Annotated in this window: 25 protein-coding genes and 2 riboswitches; of the genes, 13 read left to right on the top strand and 12 right to left on the bottom strand. The window is 71.8% G+C overall.

The annotated features are described in order from the left end of the window. Positions 1-36: 36 nt before the first annotated feature. Entirely contained in the window at positions 37-249 is a 213-nt protein-coding gene (locus tag C2L59_RS21220; RefSeq protein WP_103351244.1) for a hypothetical protein, read from the bottom strand. 237 nt (positions 250-486) lie between these two features. On the opposite strand from C2L59_RS21220, the gene C2L59_RS21215 reads away from it, so the two are divergent. The 3 genes from C2L59_RS21215 (at position 487) to C2L59_RS21205 (ending at position 4,641) form a co-directional block, all read left to right on the top strand. Next, entirely contained in the window at positions 487-1,212 is a 726-nt protein-coding gene (locus tag C2L59_RS21215) for a phosphatidylserine decarboxylase (protein WP_103351243.1), read from the top strand. A gap of 3 nt (positions 1,213-1,215) precedes the next feature. Then, the gene (pssA, locus tag C2L59_RS21210) at positions 1,216-2,166 is read left to right on the top strand and encodes a CDP-diacylglycerol--serine O-phosphatidyltransferase (RefSeq protein WP_103351242.1); all 951 of its coding nucleotides are present in this window, start codon (positions 1,216-1,218) and stop codon (positions 2,164-2,166) included. A gap of 213 nt (positions 2,167-2,379) precedes the next feature. Continuing rightward, complete coding sequence (locus tag C2L59_RS21205) at positions 2,380-4,641, top strand: AAA family ATPase (protein ID WP_103351241.1); 2,262 nt, start codon at positions 2,380-2,382, stop codon at positions 4,639-4,641. A gap of 46 nt (positions 4,642-4,687) precedes the next feature. Here C2L59_RS21205 and C2L59_RS21200 read toward each other — a convergent pair whose 3' ends face one another. Together C2L59_RS21200 and C2L59_RS21195 are read right to left on the bottom strand one after the other, a co-directional pair. Then, positions 4,688-5,374 carry a LytR C-terminal domain-containing protein gene (locus C2L59_RS21200; protein WP_233223615.1) on the bottom strand — a complete coding sequence of 229 codons (687 nt, stop codon included), beginning with the start codon at positions 5,372-5,374 and terminating at the stop codon, positions 4,688-4,690. Next, entirely contained in the window at positions 5,371-5,679 is a 309-nt protein-coding gene (locus C2L59_RS21195; protein ID WP_003101701.1) for a DUF3263 domain-containing protein, read from the bottom strand. Before C2L59_RS21195 ends, C2L59_RS21200 begins: the two co-directional genes overlap by 4 nt. Before the next feature lie 154 nt (positions 5,680-5,833). Here C2L59_RS21195 and C2L59_RS21190 point away from each other — a divergent pair, with 154 nt between their 5' ends. Next, on the top strand, positions 5,834-6,412 hold the full coding sequence (locus tag C2L59_RS21190) for a peptide deformylase (protein ID WP_103351240.1): 579 nt from the start codon (positions 5,834-5,836) through the stop codon (positions 6,410-6,412). A gap of 223 nt (positions 6,413-6,635) precedes the next feature. Here the strand turns inward: C2L59_RS21190 and C2L59_RS21185 are convergent, their stop codons facing one another. Then, entirely contained in the window at positions 6,636-8,810 is a 2,175-nt protein-coding gene (locus C2L59_RS21185; RefSeq protein ID WP_103351239.1) for a glycoside hydrolase family 15 protein, read from the bottom strand. Between the two features lie 202 nt (positions 8,811-9,012). Here C2L59_RS21185 and C2L59_RS21180 point away from each other — a divergent pair, with 202 nt between their 5' ends. The 4 genes from C2L59_RS21180 to C2L59_RS21165 all read left to right on the top strand — a co-directional run bounded on the left by C2L59_RS21180 (position 9,013) and on the right by C2L59_RS21165 (position 13,134). Then, positions 9,013-9,924, top strand: a complete 912-nt coding sequence (locus C2L59_RS21180) for a S1C family serine protease (protein WP_103351238.1) — start codon at positions 9,013-9,015, stop codon at positions 9,922-9,924. Between the two features lie 38 nt (positions 9,925-9,962). Next, positions 9,963-10,084: riboswitch (TPP riboswitch) on the top strand. Beyond that, positions 10,078-11,715 carry a phosphomethylpyrimidine synthase ThiC gene (thiC, locus tag C2L59_RS21175; RefSeq protein ID WP_103351237.1) on the top strand — a complete coding sequence of 546 codons (1,638 nt, stop codon included), beginning with the start codon at positions 10,078-10,080 and terminating at the stop codon, positions 11,713-11,715. (Overlaps the previous riboswitch by 7 nt.) Beyond that, the gene (gene thiD, locus C2L59_RS21170; protein ID WP_103351236.1) at positions 11,712-12,512 is read left to right on the top strand and encodes a bifunctional hydroxymethylpyrimidine kinase/phosphomethylpyrimidine kinase; all 801 of its coding nucleotides are present in this window, start codon (positions 11,712-11,714) and stop codon (positions 12,510-12,512) included. Before thiC ends, thiD (C2L59_RS21170) begins: the two co-directional genes overlap by 4 nt. Positions 12,513-12,555: 43 nt before the next feature. Further along, positions 12,556-13,134, top strand: a complete 579-nt coding sequence (locus tag C2L59_RS21165) for a dihydrofolate reductase family protein (RefSeq protein ID WP_103351235.1) — start codon at positions 12,556-12,558, stop codon at positions 13,132-13,134. Here C2L59_RS21165 and C2L59_RS21160 read toward each other — a convergent pair. Beyond that, positions 13,131-13,526, bottom strand: a complete 396-nt coding sequence (locus C2L59_RS21160) for a helix-turn-helix domain-containing protein (RefSeq protein ID WP_103351234.1) — start codon at positions 13,524-13,526, stop codon at positions 13,131-13,133. The two genes, C2L59_RS21165 and C2L59_RS21160, sit on opposite strands and share 4 nt — an antisense overlap. Positions 13,527-13,617: 91 nt before the next feature. Here C2L59_RS21160 and C2L59_RS21155 point away from each other — a divergent pair, with 91 nt between their 5' ends. After that, positions 13,618-14,541, top strand: coding sequence for an NADP-dependent oxidoreductase (locus C2L59_RS21155; RefSeq protein ID WP_103351233.1), 924 nt, complete (start codon positions 13,618-13,620; stop codon positions 14,539-14,541). On the opposite strand, the gene C2L59_RS21150 is transcribed toward C2L59_RS21155, so the two are convergent. After that, on the bottom strand, positions 14,538-15,548 hold the full coding sequence (locus C2L59_RS21150) for a phosphatidylinositol-specific phospholipase C domain-containing protein (RefSeq protein WP_103351232.1): 1,011 nt from the start codon (positions 15,546-15,548) through the stop codon (positions 14,538-14,540). The two genes, C2L59_RS21155 and C2L59_RS21150, sit on opposite strands and share 4 nt — an antisense overlap. Positions 15,549-15,653: 105 nt before the next feature. Here C2L59_RS21150 and thiD (C2L59_RS21145) point away from each other — a divergent pair, with 105 nt between their 5' ends. Both thiD (C2L59_RS21145) and C2L59_RS21140 read left to right on the top strand, forming a co-directional pair. Further along, positions 15,654-16,481, top strand: coding sequence for a bifunctional hydroxymethylpyrimidine kinase/phosphomethylpyrimidine kinase (gene thiD, locus C2L59_RS21145; RefSeq protein WP_103351231.1), 828 nt, complete (start codon positions 15,654-15,656; stop codon positions 16,479-16,481). 59 nt (positions 16,482-16,540) lie between these two features. Beyond that, on the top strand, positions 16,541-17,344 hold the full coding sequence (locus tag C2L59_RS21140; RefSeq protein WP_103351230.1) for an ion transporter: 804 nt from the start codon (positions 16,541-16,543) through the stop codon (positions 17,342-17,344). Here C2L59_RS21140 and C2L59_RS21135 read toward each other — a convergent pair. The 4 genes from C2L59_RS21135 to thiO all read right to left on the bottom strand — a co-directional run bounded on the left by C2L59_RS21135 (position 17,341) and on the right by thiO (position 20,087). Then, the gene (locus C2L59_RS21135) at positions 17,341-17,766 is read right to left on the bottom strand and encodes a MarR family winged helix-turn-helix transcriptional regulator (protein ID WP_103351229.1); all 426 of its coding nucleotides are present in this window, start codon (positions 17,764-17,766) and stop codon (positions 17,341-17,343) included. The genes C2L59_RS21140 and C2L59_RS21135 overlap by 4 nt on opposite strands. A 287-nt stretch (positions 17,767-18,053) precedes the next feature. Further along, positions 18,054-18,812: a thiazole synthase gene (locus tag C2L59_RS21130; protein ID WP_103351228.1), complete on the bottom strand. Its 759-nt coding sequence runs from the start codon at positions 18,810-18,812 to the stop codon at positions 18,054-18,056. 1 nt (position 18,813) lies between these two features. Continuing rightward, the gene (thiS, locus tag C2L59_RS21125) at positions 18,814-19,014 is read right to left on the bottom strand and encodes a sulfur carrier protein ThiS (protein WP_103351227.1); all 201 of its coding nucleotides are present in this window, start codon (positions 19,012-19,014) and stop codon (positions 18,814-18,816) included. Then, on the bottom strand, positions 19,014-20,087 hold the full coding sequence (gene thiO, locus C2L59_RS21120) for a glycine oxidase ThiO (protein ID WP_103351226.1): 1,074 nt from the start codon (positions 20,085-20,087) through the stop codon (positions 19,014-19,016). The genes thiS and thiO overlap by 1 nt, the downstream gene beginning before the upstream one ends. Next, positions 20,081-20,186: riboswitch (TPP riboswitch) on the bottom strand. It overlaps the preceding gene by 7 nt. Before the next feature lie 31 nt (positions 20,187-20,217). Here thiO and thiE point away from each other — a divergent pair. After that, positions 20,218-20,877, top strand: coding sequence for a thiamine phosphate synthase (thiE, locus tag C2L59_RS21115; RefSeq protein WP_103351225.1), 660 nt, complete (start codon positions 20,218-20,220; stop codon positions 20,875-20,877). A 1-nt stretch (position 20,878) separates the two neighbouring features. Here thiE and C2L59_RS21110 read toward each other — a convergent pair whose 3' ends face one another. After that, positions 20,879-21,607, bottom strand: coding sequence for a hypothetical protein (locus tag C2L59_RS21110; RefSeq protein WP_103351224.1), 729 nt, complete (start codon positions 21,605-21,607; stop codon positions 20,879-20,881). Positions 21,608-21,754: 147 nt separating this feature from the next. Between C2L59_RS21110 and C2L59_RS21105 the strand changes: the two genes are divergently transcribed. Then, on the top strand, positions 21,755-22,705 hold the full coding sequence (locus C2L59_RS21105; RefSeq protein WP_103351223.1) for a threonine/serine dehydratase: 951 nt from the start codon (positions 21,755-21,757) through the stop codon (positions 22,703-22,705). Positions 22,706-22,808: 103 nt separating this feature from the next. On the opposite strand, the gene C2L59_RS21100 is transcribed toward C2L59_RS21105, so the two are convergent. Further along, a complete protein-coding gene (locus tag C2L59_RS21100; RefSeq protein ID WP_103351222.1) occupies positions 22,809-24,335 on the bottom strand; it encodes an MFS transporter in 1,527 nt (508 codons plus the stop codon). Positions 24,336-24,357 lie beyond the last annotated feature (22 nt).

Raw genomic sequence — 24,357 nt, 5'->3', positions numbered from 1 at the left:
TTCTCCGGCGAACGGTGATCAAGGGGCCGCCGGCCGCTAGACTGCTCCCTCACGCGCATCTCCCGGTGGCCGGGTGCGTGCGCCGTCGGGGGGCGGATGCACCCGGCCCCTCTTCTTCGCTTCGATGACCACGTCGACCGCGCGCACCGGGTCGACGAGCGGCGGCACGGGCACCTCGTCGATCTCCTGACGCCACGCGCCCAGGAGCTCGCGAAGGCGGGCTTCGGCAGGATCGTGGCGCTGGATCATCGGTCCTCACAGGTCACACGGGGCAGCGCCCCGAACGGCGGCAACTACTTAGAGTCATCGCTGAAATCGACCATGCGTTACGACCGGGCGATCATTCCCACCCGCCGCGGTGACCCCCTCGCGGAGGAGCCGGGTGGGGCGCACGGACACGCTCACCTGGGGCAGCGGTAGCGTGGTGGCGCCCGCCGGACCTCCGGCGCCGACCATGCTTCCGACACGAAACCAGGGGACCCGACCATGAGCGGCACCCGGCCGGAGTCCGCCGGCAACCCAGTCGCGCACGCCCTCCAGCTCGCCCGCGAGACGCTGCCGCCGATGCACCCCGCGGGTCGCCCGTTCGTGGCCGGCGGCGTCGCCGCGACGCTGCTGGCCCGCCGGTTCTCGAAGGGCCTCGGGCTCGTCGGGGCGCTGGCGACGGTGGCGACGGCCGCGTTCTTCCGTGAGCCCAAGCGCGTCCCGCCGCCGCGTGACGGCGTCGCGCTGGCCTCGGCCGACGGTCTCGTGTCGCTGATCGAGGAAGCCGTGCCGCCCGCCGAGCTGGGCCTGCCGGCCGAGCCGCGGATGCGCGTCTCGGTGTTCCTCTCGGTGTTCGACGTGCACGTCCAGCGCGTGCCGGCGAACGGCGTGATCGAGCGCGTGGCCTACCGGCCGGGCAAGTTCCTCTCCGCCGACCTGGACAAGGCCAGCGACGACAACGAACGCAACTCCGTGCTGATGCGCACCGAAGACGGCCACGAGCTCGTCGTCGTGCAGATCGCCGGGCTGGTCGCGCGCCGCATCCTCTGCGAGATCCGCGAGGGCGACAAGGTCGGTGCCGCGTCGACGTACGGCATCATCCGGTTCGGCTCCCGGGTGGACCTCTACCTCCCGCCGGGCTCGACGGTGCTGGTCAGCAAGGGCCAGCGCACGGTCGGCGGCGAGACGGTCATCGCCGAACTCCCTGCCGCGCCCGCGAAAGGCTGATCGATGGTCCGCGTGACCACCCCGGGCGTCCGGCTGCTGCCGAACGCCATCACCGTGCTGGCGCTGTGCGCGGGCCTGTCGGCCGTGCAGTTCGCGCTGACCAGGAACTACGCGATGGCGATCGCCTCGATCGGCATCGCGGCGGTGCTCGACAGCCTGGACGGCCGGATCGCCCGTCTCTTGGACGCGACGTCGAAGATGGGCGCCGAGCTGGACTCGCTGTCCGACGGCATCTCCTTCGGCGTCGCGCCGGCCCTGGTGATCTACGTGTGGCAGACCGGCGCGGACCGGATCGGCTGGGTGGCGTCGCTGATCTTCGCCGTCTGCATGATCCTGCGGCTGGCCCGGTTCAACACGCTCTTGGACGACACCGAGCAGCCGCCGTACGCGAGCGAGTTCTTCGTCGGCGTCCCGGCGCCCGCGGGCGGCCTGCTGGGGATGCTGCCGCTGGTGGCCTACCTGCAGTGGGGCGAGGGGTGGTGGTCGTCGCAGTACGTCGTGTGGGCGTGGACGGTCGCCATCGCGGCACTGCTGATCAGCCGCATCCCGACGCTGTCGCTGAAGACGGTCAAGGCGCCGCCCAAGGCGATCGCGCCGCTGCTGCTGGGCGTCGCCCTGCTGGCCGCGGCGATCATCCAGTTCCCGCTGGTCGCGCTGATCGCGGCGATGGTCCTGTACCTGGCGCACATCCCGTACTCGATCTACCGGCACCGCTGGCTGGCGGCGCACCCGGAGGCCTGGACGGTCCCGCCGAGCGAGCGCCGCGCGATCCGCCGGGCCCGCTCCCCCCGCCGCCTGGGCCTGCGGCGCCCGCTGCGCCGCCGCGTCGCGGGCGCGGCCATGCGCGCGGTCCGCCTCCCCCGCGAGACGGCCCGCATCCCCCGCAGCCCCTCGGACAACGGCCAGGGCCCCCGCCGCCGCACCTGGCGCCAGATCGGCCTCCGCCGCAAGTAGTGTCGCCCCCCAATCACGCGAGTTACGCCCCCAATCACGCGAGTTCCGTCCCTGATCACGCGAGTTCGCCGTTCCGGTACGGCGACCCCGCGTGATCCGGCAGGCATCTCGCGTGATCGGGCGGGCATCTCGCGTGCTTGAGGGGGCATCTCGCGTGTTCGGGAGGTCGACACGGGAGCGCCGGGGACGCGGTGGCTCGCTAGGGTTGACGGCGTGAGCCACCCGCAGATCACGCTGACCGTCCGGCACACGCCGTCCGCGCTGGACACGCGCCGGGGCGTTGTCCGGCTGCATCCCGAAGTCCTCGACGCGCTCGGCCTGCGGGCCTGGGACGCCGTGCACCTCACCGGGGCGCGGGTCAGCGCCGCGCTCGCCGCGCCCGCCGACGAGACCGGCGTGCCCGGTGTCCTGCTCACCGACGACGTCACCATGTCGAACCTCGGCGTCACCGAGGGCGCGGAGGTCGTCGTCGCGCCCGCCGAGGTCGCGGCCGCGAAGACGGTGACCGTCGCCGGGTCGCGGCTGGCCAGCGTGTCGGTCAGCCCGCACATGCTGCGGCTCGCGCTGATCGGCAAGGTGCTCACCATCGGTGACGCCGTTTCGCTGCTGCCGCAGGACCTCGCGCCGTCGCCGGGGTCGGACCCGGCCGGCCTGCGCGGCCAGCTGTCCCGCGCGATCGGCGCCACCTGGACGAACGAGCTGCTCACCGTCACCGCCACCGAGCCCGCCGGCACCGTCGCCGTCGGACCGTCCACAGTGGTCACCTGGCGGGACGGCGCGCGCCCGGCCGCCGAAGCCGCCGTGCCGCGGACGGCGACCGCGCTGGTCCGCACCTCCGCCGTCACCGCGGCCGAGGAGTGGATCGACGCCGAGGTCGTCGAGGACGAGGTCGTCACCGAAGAGGAGCCGGCCGTGCCGCTGGCCGACCTGATCGGTGCCGAGGCCGCCGCGCGCAAGCTCGGCGAGTGGTTCGACCTGGCCTTCCACCGGCCCGAGCTGCTGGCCCGGCTCGGCGCGCCCGCCCACCTCGGCGTCCTGCTGTCCGGCCCCGAGGGCGTCGGCAAGGCGACGCTCGTGCGCTCGGTGGCCCACGAAGCCGACATCAGAGTCGTCCCGCTGGCCGCGCCGAACCTCGCCGTGCTGGACCCGAACGTCGCCGTGGCCCGCCTGCGCGAGGCCGTCCGCGCGGCCGACGGCCCGACCGTCCTGCTGCTCACCGACGTCGACGCGCTGCTGCCCGCGGCGAGCCCGCCGCCGGTCGCCACGGTCGTGCTGGAGGAGCTGAGGACAGCCCTCAAACGCGAGCGTTTCGCCGTCGTCGCGACGACGGCCCGGGCGGAGTCCGCCGACCCGCGGCTGCGCGCCGCCGACCTGCTGGACCGTGAGCTCGGCCTGGCCCTTCCGGACGCGAAAACCCGCCGTGAGCTGCTCAACGTCCTGCTCCGGGACGTCCCGCTCGACCAGGGCATCGACTGCGGCGTCCTCGCCGAGCGGACGCCGGGCTTCGTGGCGGCGGACCTGATCGCGCTGCGCCGCGACGCCGCGTTGCGGGCGGCGCTGCGCCAGCGCGACACCGACGAGCCGCGCATCTCGCAGCGGGACCTGCTGGACGCGCTGGCCACCGTCCGGCCGGTGTCGATGTCCACTTCGGACAACCTGGCCACCGGCGGGCTGACCCTGGACGACGTCGGGAACATGGTCGACGTCAAGCAGTCGCTCACCGAAGCCGTGCTCTGGCCGCTGCGGTACCCGGACTCGTTCGCCCGGCTCGGCGTCGAACCGCCGCGCGGGGTGCTGCTGTACGGGCCGCCCGGTGGTGGCAAGACGTTCCTCGTGCGGGCGCTGGCCGGCACCGGCGCGCTGAACGTCTTCGCGGTCAAGGGCGCCGAGCTGATGGACAAGTGGGTCGGCGAGTCCGAACGCGCGGTCCGCGAGCTGTTCCGCCGGGCCGCCGAGGCCGCGCCCGCGCTGATCTTCCTGGACGAGATCGACGCGCTCGCCCCGCGCCGCGGCCAGTCGTCCGACTCGGGCGTCGCCGACCGCGTGGTCGCGGCCCTGCTCACCGAGCTCGACGGCGTCGAGCCGATGCGCGAGGTCGTCGTCCTGGGCGCGACGAACCGGCCGGAGCTGGTCGACCCGGCGCTGCTGCGGCCGGGCCGGCTCGAGCGCCGCGTCTACGTGCCGCCGCCGGACGCCGGGTCCCGCGCGGCGATCCTGGCCGCCACCTCGAAGAACACGCCGCTGGCCGACGACGTCGACCTGGCCGCGGTGGCGTCCACTCTGGACGGTTACTCGGCGGCCGACTGCGCGGCGCTGATCCGCGAAGCGGCGTTGACGGCGATGCGCGAGTCGCTGGAGGCTCGCGAAGTCACCGCGGCCCACCTGGAGACGGCCCGGAAGACGGTCCGGCCGAGCCTCGACCCGGCCCAGCTCGCCACCCTCGAGGCGTACGCGAAGACCCAGTCCGGCGAATGAAAAAGGGGCGGCCGTCGCGCGACGGCCGCCCCTTTTCCCGGAAGCTTCAGCTGCCCTTGTGGCCGCTCTGGTATTCCTTCGTCACGATGACGATGACGCCGGGGGTCGCGCTCTGGATGCCTTCGAAGCGCGGCTCGGCCTTGATGTCGAACTCCTGGGCCAGCTGCTTGGCCGCGGCTTCCTCGTCGGTGCCCGGGCGGTAGTACGCCGTCGTCGTCGGGATGATGCCCTGGGAGTAGTTGCCGACCTCGTTGACGTTCCAGCCGCCGCCGCGGAAGTCCTCGGCCGCCCGGTCCGCCAGGCCCTTGATCGTCGAGTTGTTGAGCACCCGGACGGTCACCCACTTGTTGGACGCCTGCTGGTCACCGCCCGGCTGACCGGGTTGACCCGGTTGGCCGGGCTGCCCCGGCTGGCCGGGCTGCCCCGGCTGGCCGGGCTGCCCGGGGCCGGCCGACGTCGGCTGACCGGGCGCCGGCGAACTCGGCGACGACGGCGTGGCCGACGAAGAGCTCGCCGAAGTCGAAGGCGGTGTCGAAGCAGAGCCCGACGGCGGCGCCGATGTCCCGCCGGACGTACCCGGCTGCGTCGCGGTGCCGCTCGGCCCGGCTTCGTTCGACCCGTCGCCGCCACCCAGCGCCGTGATCCCGCCGATCACGGCGGCGATGATGGCCACCCCGACCAACGCGACGCCCGCGGCCTTCATCGGCCGGGACATACCCGAAAACACACTCATTTCAGCTCGATCCCCAGTCGCCGGGCGCCTCGCTTGCGCTGGCGGGCGGCCCGCGTTTTCCGCAGCCGCTTCACCAGCATCGGGTCGGCTTCGATCGCCTCCGGCTTCTCCAGCAGCTTGTTGAGCAGCTGGTAGTAGCGTGTAGCAGACAAGTCGAAGCGTTCGCGGATGGCGTTCTCCTTCGCCCCGGCATGCCGCCACCACTGACGCTCGAAGGCGAGGATCTCGACCTCGCGTTCGGTCAGGCCGGGCACGGGCTTCGGCGGCGACGGCTGCGGCTCAGCCATCGACTCCGCGGCGTCCATCCGAGTCCCTCTCAATCGGGCGTCCTGGCGATTCAGACCTAGCTCTCCGCGGGCGCCATTCAACCACGGAAGCCACCGGCGACGTGGGCATCGACGTCGGCGCGTCACGGTCTGATGCAGGTCTACCAGAGGGGTCCGACTAAACTGGCTCGCCGTGACCATCCACCCCATCGTGATCGCCGGCGAACCCGTGCTGCACCAGCCGACTCGGAAGATCACCGAGTTCGACGAGAAGCTGCGCACGCTCGTGGACGACATGTTCGAGACGATGTACGCCGCCGAGGGCGTCGGCCTCGCGGCCAACCAGATCGGCCTCGACCTGCGGGTGTTCGTCTACGACTGCCCGGACGACGAGGGCGTGCGCCACAAGGGCGTCGTCGTCAACCCGAAGCTCGAGACGTCGGAGATCCCGGAGACCATGCCGGACCCGGACGACGACTGGGAGGGCTGCCTCTCGGCGCCCGGCGAGTCGTACCCGACGGGCCGCGCGAAGTGGGCGAAGGTAACCGGCGCCGACCTCGAAGGCAACCCGATCGAGGTCGAGGGCACCGGCTACTTCGCGCGCTGCCTGCAGCACGAGACCGACCACCTCGACGGGTACATCTACCTGGACCGCCTGGTCGGCCGGCACGCGCGCGCGGCGAAGAAGATGTTGAAGCACAACAAATGGGGCGTCCCGGGCAACTCGTGGCTCCCGCCGCGCACCCCCGAGGACGACGGCGCCGTCATCTGACCCCGCCCCCAGCGCCCCAATGTGGCGTTGGTTGCGTCCAACGCACCCAATGTGGCGTTGGTTGCGTCCAACGCACCCAATGTGGCGTTGGTTGCGTCCAACGCACCCAATGTGGCGTTGGTTGCGTCCAACGCACCCAATGTGGCGTTGGTTGCGTCCAACGCACCCAATGTGGCGTTCGGTGCGTTGGACGCACCGAACGCCACATTGGGGCGCTTGAGACTCAGCAGCCGAGGAAGTGGCAACGGACGACGCGAGGCGTCTCCAGCACCGAACCTGCCTTGACGTCCTGCGCGAGCCGGACGTACTGCGCGTGCGTCCAGGCCAGCGGGGTCGCCGACGTGTTCGGCGTGCCGGCCGGGAAGCCGGTCTGGCCCGACGGCGGGTTCTCGTCCCACACCTGCTCCGGCATGGTCTCCGCCGAGCTGCTCACCCGTCCGAGGTCACGCAGCCGCCGCGCGGCCGACGCCGGGTCGCCGAGCGTCAGTTCGTACTCGCCGCGCTCGCCGGCGAGCAGCGGCCACAGCCGGCCGAACGTCGTGCGGCTCTCCGCCGGGAACGTGTAGTCCCACGGCGAGCCGTCGGCCTGCTCGCCGTAGCCGTCCTTCGTGTAGCGGTGCCAGAACTGGCCGGTCGGCGTGGTGAAGGCGATGTCCTTGTCGGTGACGCGCACGCTGTTGCGGATCACCGGGTCGTCGGCGCGGTAGATGCCGAGCCGGACGAGGTCGAGGAACCCCGCGTCGGTGACCGCGCGCTGGTCCATCGTCACGCTCGAGTTGCCGAGGTTGTACGTCGTACCGTTGTTCGCGTCGGCGTCCTTGGTCAGGCGGACGAAGTACGGGTCCTTCGACAGCGGCCCGTTCGTGGTGATCGTCTGCTTCGGCAGGTCGGCCTTCATCTTGTCGGCCGCGGCGAGGTAGCGGGCGGCGTCGGCCGAAGCGCCGTTGTGCGTGGCGATGTCGGCGGCGCAGACGAGCCCGGCGATCACCGAGGCGATGGTCGACGGGGACCAGCCGTCCTGCTCCTCCCAGCGCTCCTGCTGGGTGTACGGCGACGGCTGCCCGTCCGGCCCCCGGTAGCCGAGGATGAAGTCGGCGGCCTTGCGGACGCCGGGCCACAGGTCGTTCCGGCCGAGCTGCTGGGCGAGCACGATCGGGAACGCCGTCTCGTCGAGCTGGATCGACGTCCAGTAGGGGACGCCGTCGACCCGGCTGTTCTGCGGCATGTGCCCGTCGGCCTGCTGCTGCGTGCCGAACATGTAGGACACCGCGCGGTTCGCCGCGGCCGTGTCGCCGCCGGCGGCCAGGCCGGTCGCGATCTGGTAGAGGTCACGCGGCCAGACGAGGTGGTAGGTGCCGGACGGCGACCACTCCGGGTCGTTGTTCCCGAACCGCCACGGCATGCTCGGCGACGCGATGAACGCGCCCGGGTGGTGCTTGTCCTCGCTGGCGGCGAGCGTGAGCATCGACGCCTGGTAGAGGTCGCGCTCGGCGTCGGTCTTCAGCGACGACGGCGGCTTGCTCACCCCGCGCAGGTACTGCCGCCAGCCGCGGTCGTACGCGCGCGTGATGTCGCGGACGCCGCGTCGCTGCGACGCCTGCGCGCTCTTCAGCGCGTCGGCGGCCTTCACGCCCATGCCGAGCGCGAGGGTGACGTGCCGGTTGCGGAGCCCGTCGGCGGCCGTCTGCCCGGTCAGCACGACGTTGCCCGTGGCCGCGGTGTCGTACTGCTTCAGCTGGAAGGTCTTGGTGAGCTGCGTGTTGCCGTCGGACGCGCCCGCGTAGCCGACGCTGGTCTTCGTGAACGCGGGTTTCGCGGTGAGGGCGGCGGCGTTCGTGGCGTCCTGCGCGGTGACGGCGTCACCGGCGCGGGCGGCCGAGTCGTCGGAACCGTCGTTGGTCAGGTCCGGGTCGGCGACCGCGTAGAGCTGGTAGGGCCGCCCGGTGAGCGACTGGAAGTCGACGTCCACCAGCACGGTCGTGGCGGCCGGGTCGGTGACGTAGGTCTTGCGGAGGCGCCAGCGGTGCTGGTCGTCGGTGATGGTCTGCTCGTAGGTCAAGCTGTCGTCGTCGATGCGCCGCACCTGCTGGGACTTCGCGGTGTAGTCCGCGACGGCGAAGCTGCGGCCGTCCGTGACGACGAAGTTCATCGAGCGGACGCTGGGCGTGGACAGGTCCGGGTAGTAGACCTCGGACAGCTGGCCGCCCTGGAGGGTGAACCAGACGTTGCTCGACCGGTCGTGGGCCGTGCCGAACCCGGTCTTGTTCGCGGGCAGCCAGCTCGGGTGGGCCCCGGGTGCGCCGGGTGCCGGTCCCGAAGCCACCTCGGCCACCGCGGTCGCCGGGATCAGGCCGGCGATCAGCAGTCCGGCGAAGGCGCCGGAAATGAGTTTGCGCATATCAACCCCACAGAAGATCGCTTTCTGCACCGTTACAGAAGCGACTTGGGAGTCTGCCGCCGATCCTTCACCGGCGCATGAGCCGATCCGGTGAACCACTGACCGTCACTGGTCCGGTGAACCGGTTCACGGACAGCGAACGTCCGCGGTTGATTTCCCGGCGCAGACTTGTAGGACCTGCAACGGTGTAATCGAGGTACGCATGGACGAGGCGATGGACGCCTACTCGCGCGCGGTCAGCACCGTCGCGAAGACCGTCACCCCGCACGTCGCCGGGGTCCAGCTCGCGCGCGGGAGCGGCTCGGCGGTCGTCTTCACCGAGGACGGCCACCTGCTCACCAACGCCCACGTCGTCGCCGACCACCGCCGCGGGGCCGCCACCTTCGCCGACGGCAGCGAAGTGCCCTTCGACGTCGTCGGCGCCGATCCGCTGTCCGACCTCGCCGTGCTGCGGACCCGCGGCGAGACGCCGGCGGCCGCCGCGCTCGGGGACGCCGACCGGCTCGTCGTCGGGCAGCTCGTCGTGGCCATCGGGAGCCCGCTCGGCTTCTCCGGCACCGTCACCGCCGGGGTCGTCAGCGCGCTCGGGCGGGCGCTGCCGGTGCGGCAGGGACGCACCACCCGCGTGATCGAGGACGTCATCCAGACCGACGCCGCGCTCAACCCGGGCAACTCCGGCGGCGCGCTCGCCGACTCCGCCGGCCGGGTCGTCGGGATCAACACCGCCGTCGCCGGGGTCGGGCTCGGGCTCGCGGTGCCGATCAACGCGACGACGCGGCGGATCATCGACACGCTCCTCGTCGAGGGCCGGGTGCGGCGCGCGTACCTCGGCGTGGTCGGTGTGCCCGCGCCGCTGCCGGACGACGTCGCCGGGCGGACCGGGCAGGGCGCCGGGCTGCGGGTGCACGAAGTCGTGTCCGGCGGCCCCGCGGACCGGGCCGGCCTGCGCGCCGGGGACCTGGTGCTGACCGTCGGGCGCACGCGTGTTTCGGACGCGCAAGGCATCCAGCGGCAGCTGTTCGCGGACGTGATCGGCACCGCACTGCCGATCACCGTGCTGCGCAACGGGGCCATGGTCGACGTCTACGCCACACCGGCAGAGTTGGCCGGGTGACTTGAGTATCCCGACCCGGCGTGGCATGGTCGGGGTTACAACACCAACGCGGGAGCTCGCGCCATGGCGGGCTGAGAGGGTGACTTGCGTTTCGCAGGCGTCACCGACCGCATGAACCTGACCGGGTAATGCCGGCGTAGGGAGTGAAAGTCGTTGACGACGCTTGAGAACAATGCTGCCGTAAAGGTGACCACGGGTCCGATCACCGGCTCGCACAAGGCATACCACCAGACCGAATCCGGCCTCCGCGTCCCCGTCCGGCGGATCGATCTGTCGAACGGTGAACACTTCGACGTCTACGACACTTCGGGCCCGTACACCGATCCGGACGCCGGGATCGACGTCCACAGTGGACTTCACCGGCTGCGGGCCGGCTGGGCCGACGGGCGCGAGCACAACACGCAGCTCGGCTGGGCCAAACAGGGCGTGATCACCCGCGAAATGGAGTACATCGCGGCCCGCGAGCGCGTCGAACCCGAGTTCGTGCGCGACGAGGTCGCCCGCGGCCGCGCGGTCATCCCGGTCAACCGCAAGCACCCCGAGTCCGAGCCGATGATCATCGGCAAGAACTTCCTGGTGAAGATCAACGCCAACATGGGCAACTCGGCCGTCTGGTCGTCGGTCGAGGAAGAGGTCGACAAGATGGTGTGGGCCACCCGCTGGGGTGCCGACACGATCATGGACCTCTCCACCGGCAAGCGGATCCACGAAACGCGCGAGTGGATCATCCGCAACTCGCCGGTCCCGGTCGGCACCGTGCCGATCTACCAGGCGCTGGAAAAGGTCGACGGCGAACCGGAAAAGCTGTCGTGGGAGGTCTACCGCGACACCATCATCGAGCAGTGCGAACAGGGTGTCGACTACGTCACCGTGCACGCCGGCGTGCTGCTGCGCTACATCCCGCTGACCGCGCGGCGCATCACCGGCATCGTCAGCCGCGGCGGGTCGATCATGGCCGCGTGGTGCCTGGCGCACCACCAGGAGTCCTTCCTGTACACGCACTTCGAGGAACTCTGCGAGATCCTCCGGCAGTACGACGTCACGTTCTCCCTCGGCGACGGCCTGCGTCCGGGGTCCATTGCGGACGCCAACGACCGCGCCCAGTTCGCCGAGCTGGAAACCCTCGGCGAGCTGACGCACATCGCGCGCTCGCACGACGTCCAGGTGATGATCGAAGGCCCGGGTCACGTGCCGATGCACAAGATCAAGGAGAACGTGGAGCTGGAAGAGAGGCTCTGCGGCGAGGCGCCGTTCTACACCCTCGGTCCACTCGCGACGGACATCGCGCCGGCGTACGATCACATCACCTCGGCCATCGGCGCGGCCCAGATCGGCTGGTACGGCACGGCGATGCTGTGTTACGTCACGCCGAAGGAGCACCTGGGCCTGCCCAACCGCGACGACGTCAAGACCGGCGTGATCACGTACAAGATCGCCGCGCACGCCGCCGACCTGGCCAAGGGGCACAAGTACGCGCAGGAGTGGGACGACGAGCTGTCGAAGGCGCGCTTCGAGTTCCGCTGGAACGACCAGTTCAACCTGTCGCTGGACCCGGACACCGCGCGCTCGTTCCACGACGAGACGCTGCCCGTGGAAGCCGCCAAGACCGCGCACTTCTGCTCGATGTGCGGCCCGAAGTTCTGCTCCATGCGGATCACGCAGGACGTCCGCAAGTACGCCGAGGAACACGGTCTGTCCACTGTGGAGGCCATCGAGGCCGGCATGGCTTCGAAGTCGGCGGAGTTCACCGAGGCCGGCGGCAAGGTCTACCTGCCGGTGGTGCAGCCGTGACACCGAGGACCGCCCTCACCATCGCCGGCTCGGACTCCGGCGGTGGTGCGGGCATCCAGGCGGACCTGCGCACGTTCTTCGCCAACGGCGTGCACGGGCTGGTCGCGCTGACCGCGGTCACCGTGCAGAACTCCTTGGGCGTGCAGGGTTTCACCGAGGTTCCCGCGGACGTCGTCACGGCGCAGATCAAGGCGGTGGCGTCGGACATGGGCGTCGACGCGGCCAAAACGGGGATGCTGGCCACGGCGGAGATCATCCGCGCGGTGGCGAAGACCCTGGACGAGCTCGGCCTGGACGTCCCGCTGGTGGTCGACCCGGTGGCGGCGTCGATGACCGGACATTCGCTGCTGCGCGAGGACGCCCTGGAGGCAATCCGCACGGAGCTGTTCCCCCGGGCGACGCTGATCACGCCGAACCTCGACGAGGTCCGGTTGCTGACGGGTATCTCGGTCACCGACGCGGCCACGCAGCGGGCCGCGGCCGAGGCGCTGCTGGAGTTCGGCTCGCGCTGGGTCCTGGTCAAGGGCGGCCACATGCCCGGCACCGAGGACTGCGTGGACCTGCTGTCGAACGGCCGCGAGTACATCTCGCTCAGCGGCCCGCGGTACGCCACGGAGAACACCCACGGCGGCGGGGACACGCTGGCGTCGGCGATCACGGCGTCGCTGGCGAAGGGCGCTTCGGTGCCGGACGCGGTGGCAGCGGGGAAGAAGTTCATCGAACGCTGTGTCGCGGAGGCTTACCCGCTGGGTGCCGGCGTGGGCCCGGTCTCGCCGTTCTGGGTGCTGTCAGACTGAGCCGCCGGGATCCCGGCGCCGACTGACGGAAAGGCATCGCAGCATGCGGAAGCTGGTCTACGGCATGAACCTGTCCCTGGACGGCTACATCGCCACGCCGGACGACGACCTCGGCTGGAGCGAGCCGAGCGACGAGCTGTTCGAGTGGTGGCTCGAGCGGGAGCAGGCGATCAGCCTGTTCCTCTACGGGCGCAAGCTGTGGGACACCATGAGCTCCCACTGGCCGACCGGCGACCAGCAGCCGGGCGCCACCCCGGCGCAGGTGGCGTTCGCGCGGAACTGGCGGGACACGCCGAAGGTGGTCTTCTCCTCGACGGTCGGCGACGTCGGCTGGAACACCCGGGTCGTCACCGGCGACGCCGTCGAGGAGATCACCCGGCTCAAGGCCGGGGACGGCGGGCCGATGCGGGTCGGCGGCCCGGCCCTCGCCGCCGCGGCCATGCGGGCCGGGCTGGTCGACGAGTACGAGATCGTCACCCACCCGGTGCTGCTGGGCGGCGGCGCGCCGTTCTTCACCGCGCTGGACAGCTGGGTGAAGCTGGACCTGGTGGAGACGCGGACGTTTCCCGGCGGCGTGACGCTGGCCCGGTACGAGACGCGGACGCCTCCGGTGGTGCCTTAGCGGACCGGCTGCAGTTCGCGGCCGTCGTACTGCTCGCGGGCCGTCCTGATCCGGCCGAAGTTCGCCTGGCTCCACGCGCTCAGCGCGATCAGGTGCGCCCCGACCTCCGCGCCCATCTCCGTCAGCGCGTACTCCACCGTGGGCGGGGTGGTCGGGTACACCGTGCGAGTCACGAAGCCGTCGCGCTCCAGCTGGCGGAGGTTCTGCGTCAGCATCTTCTGGCTGATCCCGTCGACCGCGCGGCGCAGCTCGCCGAAGCGGTGCGGGGCGCGGGCCAGCGCGCCCAGGACCAGGGCCGTCCACTTGTTGGCCAGCAGGTCCAGCACGTCGCGGCACGGGCAGTTGCGGAGGTACACATCCCAGGGTCCGCCCTGGTCACAAGTGGTATCCATCAGGTACCTACAATACAGACAAGTGCCTTCTGGCGAAAAGTGACCGGCGACCCGAGGATGGAGCCGACCCCGAAGCAGAAGGAGTGAAGCAATGCGCATCGTGACCCAGCAGGCCCTCGGCGGGCCGGAGGTGCTCCGCGTCACCGAGGCACCGCGCCCCGAACCCGGGCCGACCGAGGTCCTGGTGCGGGTGAAGGCTGCCGGGATCAACCCGGTCGACTGGAAGGTGCGGCGCGGCGGCGGGTTCCTCGGCGAGCCGCCGTTCACCGTCGGCTGGGACGTCGCCGGCGTCGTCGAACAGGCCGGCTTCGGCGCCACCGGACTCGAGGAGGGCGACGAAGTCCTCGGCATGCCGTGGTTCCCGCGGCCGGCCAACGCCTACGCCGAGTACGTCACCGCGCCCTCGCGGCAGTTCGTGCGCAAGCCCGCCGGGCTGTCGTTCGCCGAGGCCGCCGCGCTGCCGCTCGCCGGGCTCACCGCCTGGCAGGGCCTGGTCGACGTGGCGGACGTCCACAAGGGACAACGGGTGTTCGTCGACGCCGCCGCGGGCGGGGTCGGGCACCTCGCCGTGCAGCTCGCCAAGGCCCGTGGCGCGCACGTCATCGGCACGGCCAGCGCCGGGAAGCACGCGTTCCTGCGCGAACTCGGTGTCGATGAACCGATCGACTACCACGACGAAAGCGCGACCGCGTCCGATGTGGACGTCTACTTCGGACTCGTCGGCGAGGAGAGCGACCTGCGCTGGCTGCCCGCCATCAAGGAGGGCGGCCTGCTGATCGGCGTGCCCAGCGGCGTCGCCGACAACGTCGAGAAAGCCGCCGCCGAGCGGAACGTGCGGACCAAGCGGATCCTCGTCGAACCGGACCGCGGCGGGCTGACCGGCCTCGTCGAACTGATCGAGGCCGGTCAGCTGCAGGTCCGCGTCGAACAGACGTTTCCGCTCGAAGACGCGGCCAAGGCGCACGAGCTGGGCGAATCGGGCCGGGTGTCCGGCAAGCTCGTGCTGACGGTCTAACCGCGCGCGAGCACCTGGGGCAGCACCGTCGTGAGCCCGGTCCAGTCCGCCGTGACCACCGACGCGTGCTGCTTCGCCAGGTCGGCGACGCGCTGGTTGGCCTGGTCGACCGTCGGGTTGTGGGCGTCGATGGCCGGCGCCACGTTCTGCCCGTCGGTCATCACGACGTAGTAGTGGTTGGCGTCGTACCACCACGGCCCGGTCTGGGTCACCCACGCGTTCGCGTCGCCGTCGAAGACGACGAACCACGGCTTGAGGTCGGCGGTGTACTTGTCCCGCGGGTCACCGCCGGCCGCGCCGTGCACGGTCGGGAAGATGTTCGCGTCGCCGAGCTTGCCGGCGTTCTTGAGGCCGACCAGGTAGCGCGCGTACTCGACGTCGGTCTTCAGCGTGTCGGTCGGGTTCCCCTCCTCGACCGTGCCCGGGATGATCTCGGTGATCACCCGGCCCCGCAACGCGTCCACGGACGGCCAGTTGTCCGCCTTGGCCGCGTCGTCGAGCGTGGCGTAGCCGCCGAGCAGCTCGGCCGGGCGGAAGGCGACGCTGCCGAGGTGCGCGCGGAAGGTGGCGTCCAGCTCGTCCGGGCCCAGGCCGGTGTTGTCCGAGAAGCCGGTCTTCAGCTCGATCTTGAGCGTGATCGGCGGGCGCCCGGGGTGGGCGGCCAGCCAGATCCGGATGTCGTCGAGGCAGTACTCCAGGTTCTTGTTCCTACCACCGCTGTAGAGCTGCGCCGCCGACGTCGCCGCGACGCAGTTGTTGTTGTTCCCCAACGGGTTCGAGTGGCTGACCTTCCACTCGTGGGTGAAGAAGTCCGGCCAGACGTCCAGCTCGATCAGCGACGAACCGGCGTCGAGCGCCTGGGCGAGGTAGCCGTAGGCCGCCGGGTCGTAGGTGTTGTGCACACCGACGGTCGTGACGTGGGACAGCTTGGGACTGTCGGCGTTGGCCGCGGTCGCCCCGGAGAGCGTGAGCGCGGCCGAGAGGAGTACCACCGAGAAGAGCTTCATCCAGGCTCCTTCGAACGTGAGTAACGTTCACAATGTCCCACCGTGGTTGACTGTTCATGAAGCAAAAGAGGCTGATTGGCCTAGACCAGAAGTCGGGAAACCACCATGACGACGAGCCTGCCGACCGCGTTGACCATCGCCGGATCGGACTCCGGCGGCGCCGCCGGGCTGCAGGCGGACCTGCGCACGTTCCTGACCTGCGGCGTGCACGGCCTGGTCGCGGTCACCGCCGTCACCGTGCAGAACACCCTGGGCGTGCACGACCGCGCCGACCTGCCGCCGCACATCGTGGCCGGGCAGATCGAGGCCGTGGCGGCGGACATGGGCGTCGGCGCGGCCAAGACCGGCATGCTGGCGTCGGCCGGGATCATCCACGCCGTCGCGGCGGCGTGCGACCAGGCCGAAATCGGCCGGAACGCGAAGATCCCGTTCGTCGTGGACCCGGTGGCGGCCTCGATGCACGGCCACCCGCTGTTCGACGAGGCGGGGCTGCACGCGTTGCGCGACGAGCTGCTGCCGCGCGCGACGGTGCTGACGCCCAACCTCGACGAGGTCCGGCTGCTCACCGGGATGACGGTGACCGACCGCGAGGGCATGCACACGGCGGCGGTGGTGCTGCACCGGATGGGCCCGCGGTACGTCCTGGTCAAGAGCGGCCACCTGCAGTCCGACCCGGAGTGCGTGGACCTGCTCTTCGACGGCTCGACGTTCGTGGAGCTGCCGGGCAAGCGGTATTCGACCCCGCACACGCACGGCGCGGGCGACACGATGGCCTCGGCGCTGACGGCGGGCCTGGCGAAGGGCATGTCGGTGGTGGAGGCGGCCCGCTACGGCAAGTGGTTCGTGTCCCACGCGGTCGAACACGCGTACCCGATGGGCGCGAAGGTCGGGCCGGTGTCGGCCTTCTGGCGGCTGGCTCCCGAGGAGCGCTGAGTACCCACCCCGCTACCATCCCTGCGTTTACTCATCCTTGACCAACGCAGGGGGCGGCCTTGACCGGACGCGAGCGGGTGGCGAAGGCCCTCGAAGACCGCCGCTTCCAGAACTTCATCATCGCCGTGATCGTCTTCAACGCCGGCACGCTCGGCATGGAGACGTCCACGTCCCTGATGGACGGCTACGGCAGCCTGCTGCACGCCCTCGACCACGTTGCGCTGGGCATCTTCGTCGCCGAGCTGCTGGCGAAGTTCTACGCCTACCGCGGGGCCTTCTTCCGGGACAACTGGAACGTCTTCGACCTGCTGGTCGTCGGCATCGCGGTGATCCCGGCGACCGGGCCGTTCGCCGTGCTGCGGTCGTTGCGCGTGCTGCGCGTCCTGCGGCTGATCTCCGTCGTGCCGTCGATGCGCAAGGTCGTCTCCGGCCTGCTGGCCGCGATTCCCGGGATGGCGTCGATCGCCGCGCTGCTCGCGCTGATCATCTTCGTGGCCGGCGTGATGGCGACGAAGCTGTTCGGCGGCATCGACCCCGGCGACTTCGGTGACCTCGGGACGTCGCTGTTCACGCTGTTCCAGGTGATGACCGGCGAGGCGTGGCCCGACATCGCGAAGACGATCATGGAACAGGCGCCGATGGCCTGGATCTTCTTCGTCGTCTACATCCTGGTGTCCAGCTTCGCGGTGCTGAACCTGTTCATCGCCGTCGTGGTCAGCGGCATGGAGGACGAGCTGCGCCAGGACATCCGCGAGGAGGAGGCGAAGCAGGCCGAAGCGCAGGCCGCGGCCAACCAGGAAATCCTCGACGAGCTCCGCGCCCTGCGCGCGGAGCTGGCCGAACTGCGGCAGAAGGCGGCTTAGTCGTCCGCGATCAGGGCTTCGAGCGCCGGGATCGCCGCCGTCAGGGCTTCGCGGTGCTCGGGCGAGAGGCGGTCGAGCCGGCGGTTCAGCTCCTGGACCCGCGTCGACCGGACGCCGGAGACGAGGCGCTCGCCCTCCTCGGTCGCCTTCGCCAGCCACGCCCGGCGGTCGACCGGGTCGGACTCGCGGCTGACGTACCCGGCCTCGACCAGGGACGCGATGATCCGCGACATCGTCGCCGCGGCCACGCCCTCCTTGGCCGCGAGGTCGCCGAGCCGGAGCTGGCCCGCGTGCACCAGCGTCGCGAGCGCCGAGATGGCGCCGTGGCCCGGCCCGGGCACGCCGGCCTGGCGCAGCGACCGGGACAGCCTGCCGACGGCGAGGTACAACCTGCCCGAGGTGTCCTGAACCGATGTGGTCACGGCTGGCTCCTTCTGCGCTGCCCGGCCGCGGATGCGCCGGAAAGTGCCGTCCACCTTACGGGCTCGTGGTGCACGCTCGGCGTGAAGGCGCCCGGTGTTATATCGGGGCTTCGCCCCGGGCCGGGGGCTCCGCCACCCGGAGCCCCCGAAAACCAGCAGTGTTATCCCGGAGCTTCGCCCCGGGCCGGGGGCTCCGCCACCCGGAGCCCCCGAAAACCAGCAGTGTTATCCGGAGCTTCGCCCCGGGCCGGGGGCTCCGCCACCCGGAGCCCCAGAAAACCAGCAGTTCACCGAGGTGGACTCGACGCCTGCGCCCAGAAGCGCTGCGGAACGCGTCCGGCCTCGCGGGCCAGCCGTCCGGCGAGGACGCCGGCCCGCATGGCCGCGGCCATCCGCTCGGGATCGGCCGCCCGGGTGACGGCGGTGGACAGCAGGACGGCGTCGCAGCCGAGCTCCATCGCCAGGGTCGCGTCCGACGCCGTACCGATTCCGGCGTCCAGGATCACCGGGACACCCGCCCGCGAAACGATCAGCTCGATGTTGTGCGGATTCCGGATCCCGAGGCCGGTGCCGATCGGCGCGCCCAGCGGCATCACCGCGGCGCAGCCGGCCTCCTCCAGGCGCAGCGCGAGCACCGGGTCGTCGTTCGTGTAGACGAACACGGTGAACCCGTCGGCGGCCAGCCGTTCGGCGGCGTCGAGCGTTTCGACCGGGTCCGGCAGGAGCGTCCGGTCGTCGGCGTGGACCTCGAGCTTGATCAGGTCGGTTTCCAGGGCTTCGCGCGCGAGCTGCGCGGTGAGCACGGCCTCGGCGGCCGTCCGGCAGCCCGCCGTGTTCGGCAGCAGCTCGATGCCGAGCCGCTTCAGGAGTTCGAGGACGCCGGAGCCGCCCTCGGCGTCGGCGCGGCGCATGGCGACCGTGGTCAGCTCGGTGCCGGACGCGACCAGCGCGCGTTCGAGGACGGCGAGGTTGGCCGCGCCGCCGGTGCCGATGATCAGCCGGGACGTCAGCTTGGTCGTACCGATGACCAGGGGTTCCACGTCCATCTCAGCCTCCCTGGACCGCGGTGAGCACGTCGAGGACCGCACCCTTGGGGACGGCGGTGGTGGCCCAGTCGGCGCGGCGGACGACGACGCCGTCGACCGCGACGGCGATGCCGGGCCGCTGCCCGCCGGTGGCGTCGAGGACGTCGGCGACGGTGGCGGCGTCCGGGAACGCCGTCCATTCGCCGTTGAGCTTGATCTCCATCACACGTGCTCCTTTTGGTGCAGGCGGGCGGGGGACGAGGCCGCGGTGCCTTCCGGCGGGTCGTCCCCCTCGAGCCAGGCGACCACGGCGTCCGCGGTCACCGGGGCCATCAGCAGGCCGTTGCGGTGGTGCCCGGTCGCGGCGAAGACGCCGTCGTCCAAGGCGCCGAGGTACGGCAGCGCGTCCCGGCTGCCGGCACGCAGGCCGGCGGCGGTCTCGGTCAGCTCGTACTCGGTGATCGCGGGGAAGACGCGTTCGGCGCCTTCGAGCAGCTCGCGCACCCCGCGGGCGGTGACGGCCTGGTCGAACCCGGCCTCGTACTGGGTGGCGCCGAGGACGAGCTCGGAGTCACCGCGCGGGACGAGGTAGATCGGCCGGCCCTCGACGACGGCCCGGACGGTGTGCGCCGGCGGCGGCAGGCACCCGCGGCGGGGCCTGAGCCGCAGGATTTCGCCCTTGAGCGGGCGGACGGCGTCGGCGAGCTGCGGGTGCAGCCGTCCGGTCCAGGCGCCCGCGGCGAGGACGACGGCTTCGGCGTCCGGGAGCTCTTCGACGCGCTGGCGTTCGAACCGGACTTGGCGGTTGACGCAGGCGGCGTACAGGGCTTGCAGGAGTTTCCGGTTGTCCACGGCCAGGTCGCCGGGCACGTGGAGTCCACTTCGGACGGAACCGAGGCCCGGTTCGAGCCGCTTGGCCGCCCGGCCGGTGAGCCGCTCGGCCGCGCGGCCGAGGTCGTGCAGGTGGCCGGCCAGGATGTCCAGGTAGCCGGCGTCGGCGCTGTCGAAGGCGACGACGAGCGTCCCGTGGCCGGCCAGGCCGGGGTCGATGCCTTCCTGCGCGAGGTCGCGGGCGAAGCCGGGCCAGCGCCTGAGCGACTCTTCACCGAGGCGGAGGACGTCCTCCTCGCCCGGCCACGCCTCGGTGACCGGGGCGAGCATGCCGCCGGCCAGCCAGGACGCGCCGCCGCGGACGGGCTCGGGGTCGTAGAGGGTGACTTCCCGGCCGGTGCGCGCGGCGCGCCACGCTGCGGACAGGCCGATCACGCCGCCGCCGACCACGGCCAGGTTCGTCATGGGATCACGCTCCCTGCGCCGGCATGACCCGGATCAGGTTCCACGGTCGGAGCGGCAGCTCCCTCTCAGCCCGTGCCTCGGGCTCCCGTGCGGACACCTCCACCTTAACGGGACAGGTACGGTCGCCGCTATGCCCGCCCTCTCCGGTGACAAGATCCGCGCCCGCCTCGACTCGGCGCGCCTGTACCTCTGCACGGACGCCCGCACTTCGCGCGGCGACCTGGCTGCCTTCGCCGACGCGGCCCTCGCCGGCGGCGTCGACATCATCCAGCTGCGCGACAAGACCGGCGCCCTGGAGGCGGCCGGCGAGATCGCGGCGCTGGAGGTGCTCGCGGAGGCGTGCGCCCGCCACGGCGCGCTGCTGTCGGTGAACGACCGGGCGGACGTGGCCCTGGCGGTCGGGGCCGACGTGCTGCATCTGGGCCAGGACGACATCCCGGTCCCCTTGGCCCGCCGCATCCTGGGCGACGACGTCGTGATCGGCCGCTCGACCCACTCCCTCGACCAGGCCCTCGCGGCGGCCGCGGAGCCGGGCGTGGACTACTTCTGCACTGGCCCGTGCTGGCCGACGCCGACGAAGCCGGGCCGCCCGGCCCCGGGCCTGGACCTGGTCCGGTCGACCGCGGCGTGGGCCCCGGACCGCCCGTGGTTCGCAATCGGCGGCATCGACGGCCCGCGGCTGCCCTCGGTGCTGGAAGCAGGCGCGTCCCGGATCGTGGTGGTCCGGGCGATCACCGAAGCCGAAGACCCCGAAGCCGCGGCACGCGACCTCCGGACGCGCCTGGCCTGACTCACGGCGTCGGCGTCGTCGCCGCGCCCTTGCTGGTCGGCGGGGTGGCCGTTGTGGCCGGGGCCGAGGTCGACGGCTGGTCCGTTGTCGTGCTCGGGGTTGTCGTCGGGGTCTCGGACGGTGTCGGCGCCGTTGAGGTGCCGGTCGGGCTGGTGGTCGTCTCCGTCGGGGACACCTGCGTGTCCTCCGTGCTGGGAGCCGGCGTGGTCGACGGCGTCTTGTCCTCGTGGCCGCTGCCGCCCGTGAAGATCTTGCCGATGCTCGAGCCCGTGCCGCCGCCGATCTGGGTGCCCGTGGCCGACTCGAAGCCGACGATCGACAGGATCGCCACCGCGAACGCCGCCACGCTCGTGCCGATGATCAGCGGCCAGCGCAGCTTGCGCAGCCGGGCCGACAGCCGGGACGGCTTCTCCAGCTGGACCGTCGGCTGGTCGGTGATGTCCACGGGCGCCTCCGCCGGGCCGCGCCGCCGGATTCCCGACGTCGCCAGCTGGCGCGCCTTGAGCGCCGCCGCGCGGGTGCGTTCGAGCGAGCGCAGGTACAGCTCGCTGCCGACCGTCGACACCACGCTCGCCACGCCGGCGCCGATCACCGTGCCCGCCACGCCCAGCGTCGAGCCGAGCAGTGCCGCGGTCACCGCCGCCAGCGCCGCCGCCAGGACCTGCGCGATCCGCAGGCCCGACTTTTCCTTCTCCTCCGTTGCCGAAGCCGCTGCTTTCTCCTTGGTCATGATCCCGATCTAGGTAGTCCGTGTTCTCCCCTGTCCAACGTCTGAGGCGCGCGAGGCACTCCCCACGTTGCCACGGCGTGAGGAGGACCACGTCGTCTGTCCATAATAGACACTCCAAACCGCACGCTTTCTTGACATACTCGGCACATGGAACTGGTGACGATCTCTGACATCGAGGCCGCCGCGAAGCGCGTCGAAGATGTCGCCGTACGCACGCCCCTGCTGCTCCAGACCTGGGATCCCCGCGGAACCCTGTGGCTCAAACCCGAAAACCTGCAGCCGGTCGGGGCGTTCAAGGTGCGCGGCGCGTTCAACGCGATCGCCTCGCTCGACGACGCGGCCCGCGCCCGCGGCGTCGTCGCGTACTCGAGCGGCAACCACGCGCAGGCAGTCGCGTACGCGGCGCAGCGGTACGGCGTGCCCGCGGTGATCGTCGTGCCCGACGTCGCGCCGCGCATCAAGGTCGAGGCCACCCGCTCCTACGGCGCCGAGGTGATCGAGGTCCCGATCGGCGAACACGAGGGCAAAGCGCGTGAACTGGCCGCCGAACGCGGGCTGACCCTCGTCCCACCCTTCGATCACGCGGCCATCATCGCCGGGCAGGGCACGGCCGGCCTGGAGATCGCCGAGGACCTCCCGGACGTCGACGTGGTGCTGGTGCCGGTCAGCGGCGGCGGGCTGGCGGCCGGCGTCGGCACCGCGATCCGGGCCCGCTGCCCGCGGGCGCGCGTGATCGGTGTCGAGCCCGCGCTGGCCGCGGACGCCGCCGACAGCCTCCGGCAGGGCGAGCTGGTCCGCTGGCCGCAGGCCGACCGAGCCCGCACGATCGCCGACGGCCTGCGTTCCCAGCCGTCGGAGCTGACCTTCGCCCACCTGCGCGAGGTGGTCGACCAGATGGTGACGGTCACCGAGGACGAGATCCGCGACGCGGTCCGCGTGCTGGCCCGCAAGGCCCGCCTGGTGGCCGAGCCGAGCGGCGCGGTGACAACGGCGGCGTACCTGTCCCACGCCGACGAGCTGCCGCCGGGCAAGACGGTCGCCCTCGTCTCGGGCGGCAACGCCGACCCGGCACTGTTCGCCGAGATCCTGGCGGGTTAGGAGCCGGCCCCGAACACCCCAATGTGGCGTTCGGTGCGTCCAACGCACCCAATGTGGCGTTCGGTGCATCCAACGCGCCCAACGCCACATTGGGGCGCTTTGGCTAGGAGCCGGCGACGGAGGAGCCCCGGCGGATGTGCGTCGGCGGGCCCTCGACGCCGCAGTGGTAGCAGTCGCCCAGGTGGGGGCACTCGTCGTCGGGCTTGGCGTCTGACGACGACGGCGGCGCGAGGACGCCGTTGTGGATGCCCAGCGCGATCAGGCCGCCCGCAATCGCCAGGGCCGCGCAGATGACCAGCGCCGTCCGCCAGCCCGCCGTCAGGGCCACCGGGTCCGTGTACGCCTCGCCGGTCAGCCCGGCCGCCGCCGGGAGCACCGCCACCGCCAGCAGGCCACCCGATCGGGCGATCGCGTTGTTGACGCCGGACGCGACGCCGGCGTAGCGGTCCGGGGCCGCGGCGAGCACCGTCGCGGTCACCGGGGCCACCACCGTCGCCAGGCCGAGGCCGAACACCACCACCGCGGGCAGCACCGCGCCGAGGTAGGACGCGCCCGGCGCGATGCGCAGCATCAGCAGCATCCCGACGCCGACCACGATCGGCCCGACGACCAGCTGCGTCCGCGGGCCGATGCGCTGCGCGAGCGCGCCGGAGCGGCCGGAAAGCAGCAGCATGATCACCGTCAGCGGCAACCCGGCCAGCCCGGACGCGGTCGGCGAGTAGCCGAGCGAGACCTGCAGCTGCATGACCAGCAGCATCATCACCCCGCCGAGGGCCGCGTAGACGACGAAGGTCAGCGCGTTCGAGAGGGTGAACGTGCGGTCGCGGAACAGCGACGGCGGCACGAGCGGCTCGCGCGAGCGGTGCTGGACGGCGACGAACGCGGCCAGCCCGGCGATCCCCAGCAGGCCCGCGACCAGCACCAGCGGGTCGCCGACGCCGCGGGCGGGCGCCTCGACCAGCGCGCCCGTCACCCCGGCGAGGCCGAGGGCGCCGAGCGCGGCGGCGCCGAAGTCCGGGTGCCCGGTGGCGTCCGGGTCACGCGATTCGGGGACGAACCTCCGGGCCATGAGCACCACGGCGACCGCGATCGGCACGTTGATCAGGAACGCCAGCCGCCACGACCAGACCTGCACGAGGAAGCCCCCGAGCAGCGGCCCGGCGGCGGCCGCGATGCCGCCGAGGCCGGACCAGGCGCCGATCGCGCGGGCGCGGGCGTCGTGCGCGAAGGACGACTGCAGGATCGCGAGCGACCCCGGCGTCAGGAGGGCGCCGCCGATGCCCTGCAGGATCCGCATCGCGACGAGCATCTCGGTGGACGTCGCGGCGGCGCACAGCCCGGACGCGACGCCGAACCAGACCACCCCGACGAGGTACATGCGGCGCCGGCCGTACCGGTCGCCGAGCGAGCCCGCGACGAGGATCAGCGCGGCGAGCGCCAGCAGGTAGCCGTCGAGGATCCACTGGAGCCCGGCGACGGAGGCGTTGAGCTCGGCGCCGATGCGGGGCAGGGCGACGTTGACGATGGTGCCGTCGAGCATCGCCATGCCCGAGCCGAGGATGGTGGTCGCGAGCAGGCCGCGGGCGGCGCCGGTACCCCACCGGATCCCGGTGTCTTCAGTGGCAGTCACCCGGTCACCTTCACCGTGACCG

The sequence above is a fragment of the Amycolatopsis sp. CA-128772 genome, assembly GCF_002904295.1.
Lineage (GTDB): Bacteria > Actinomycetota > Actinomycetes > Mycobacteriales > Pseudonocardiaceae > Amycolatopsis.
Note: the sequence above shows the minus strand (reverse complement) of the source record. Positions and strands in the feature narration are given on the sequence as shown.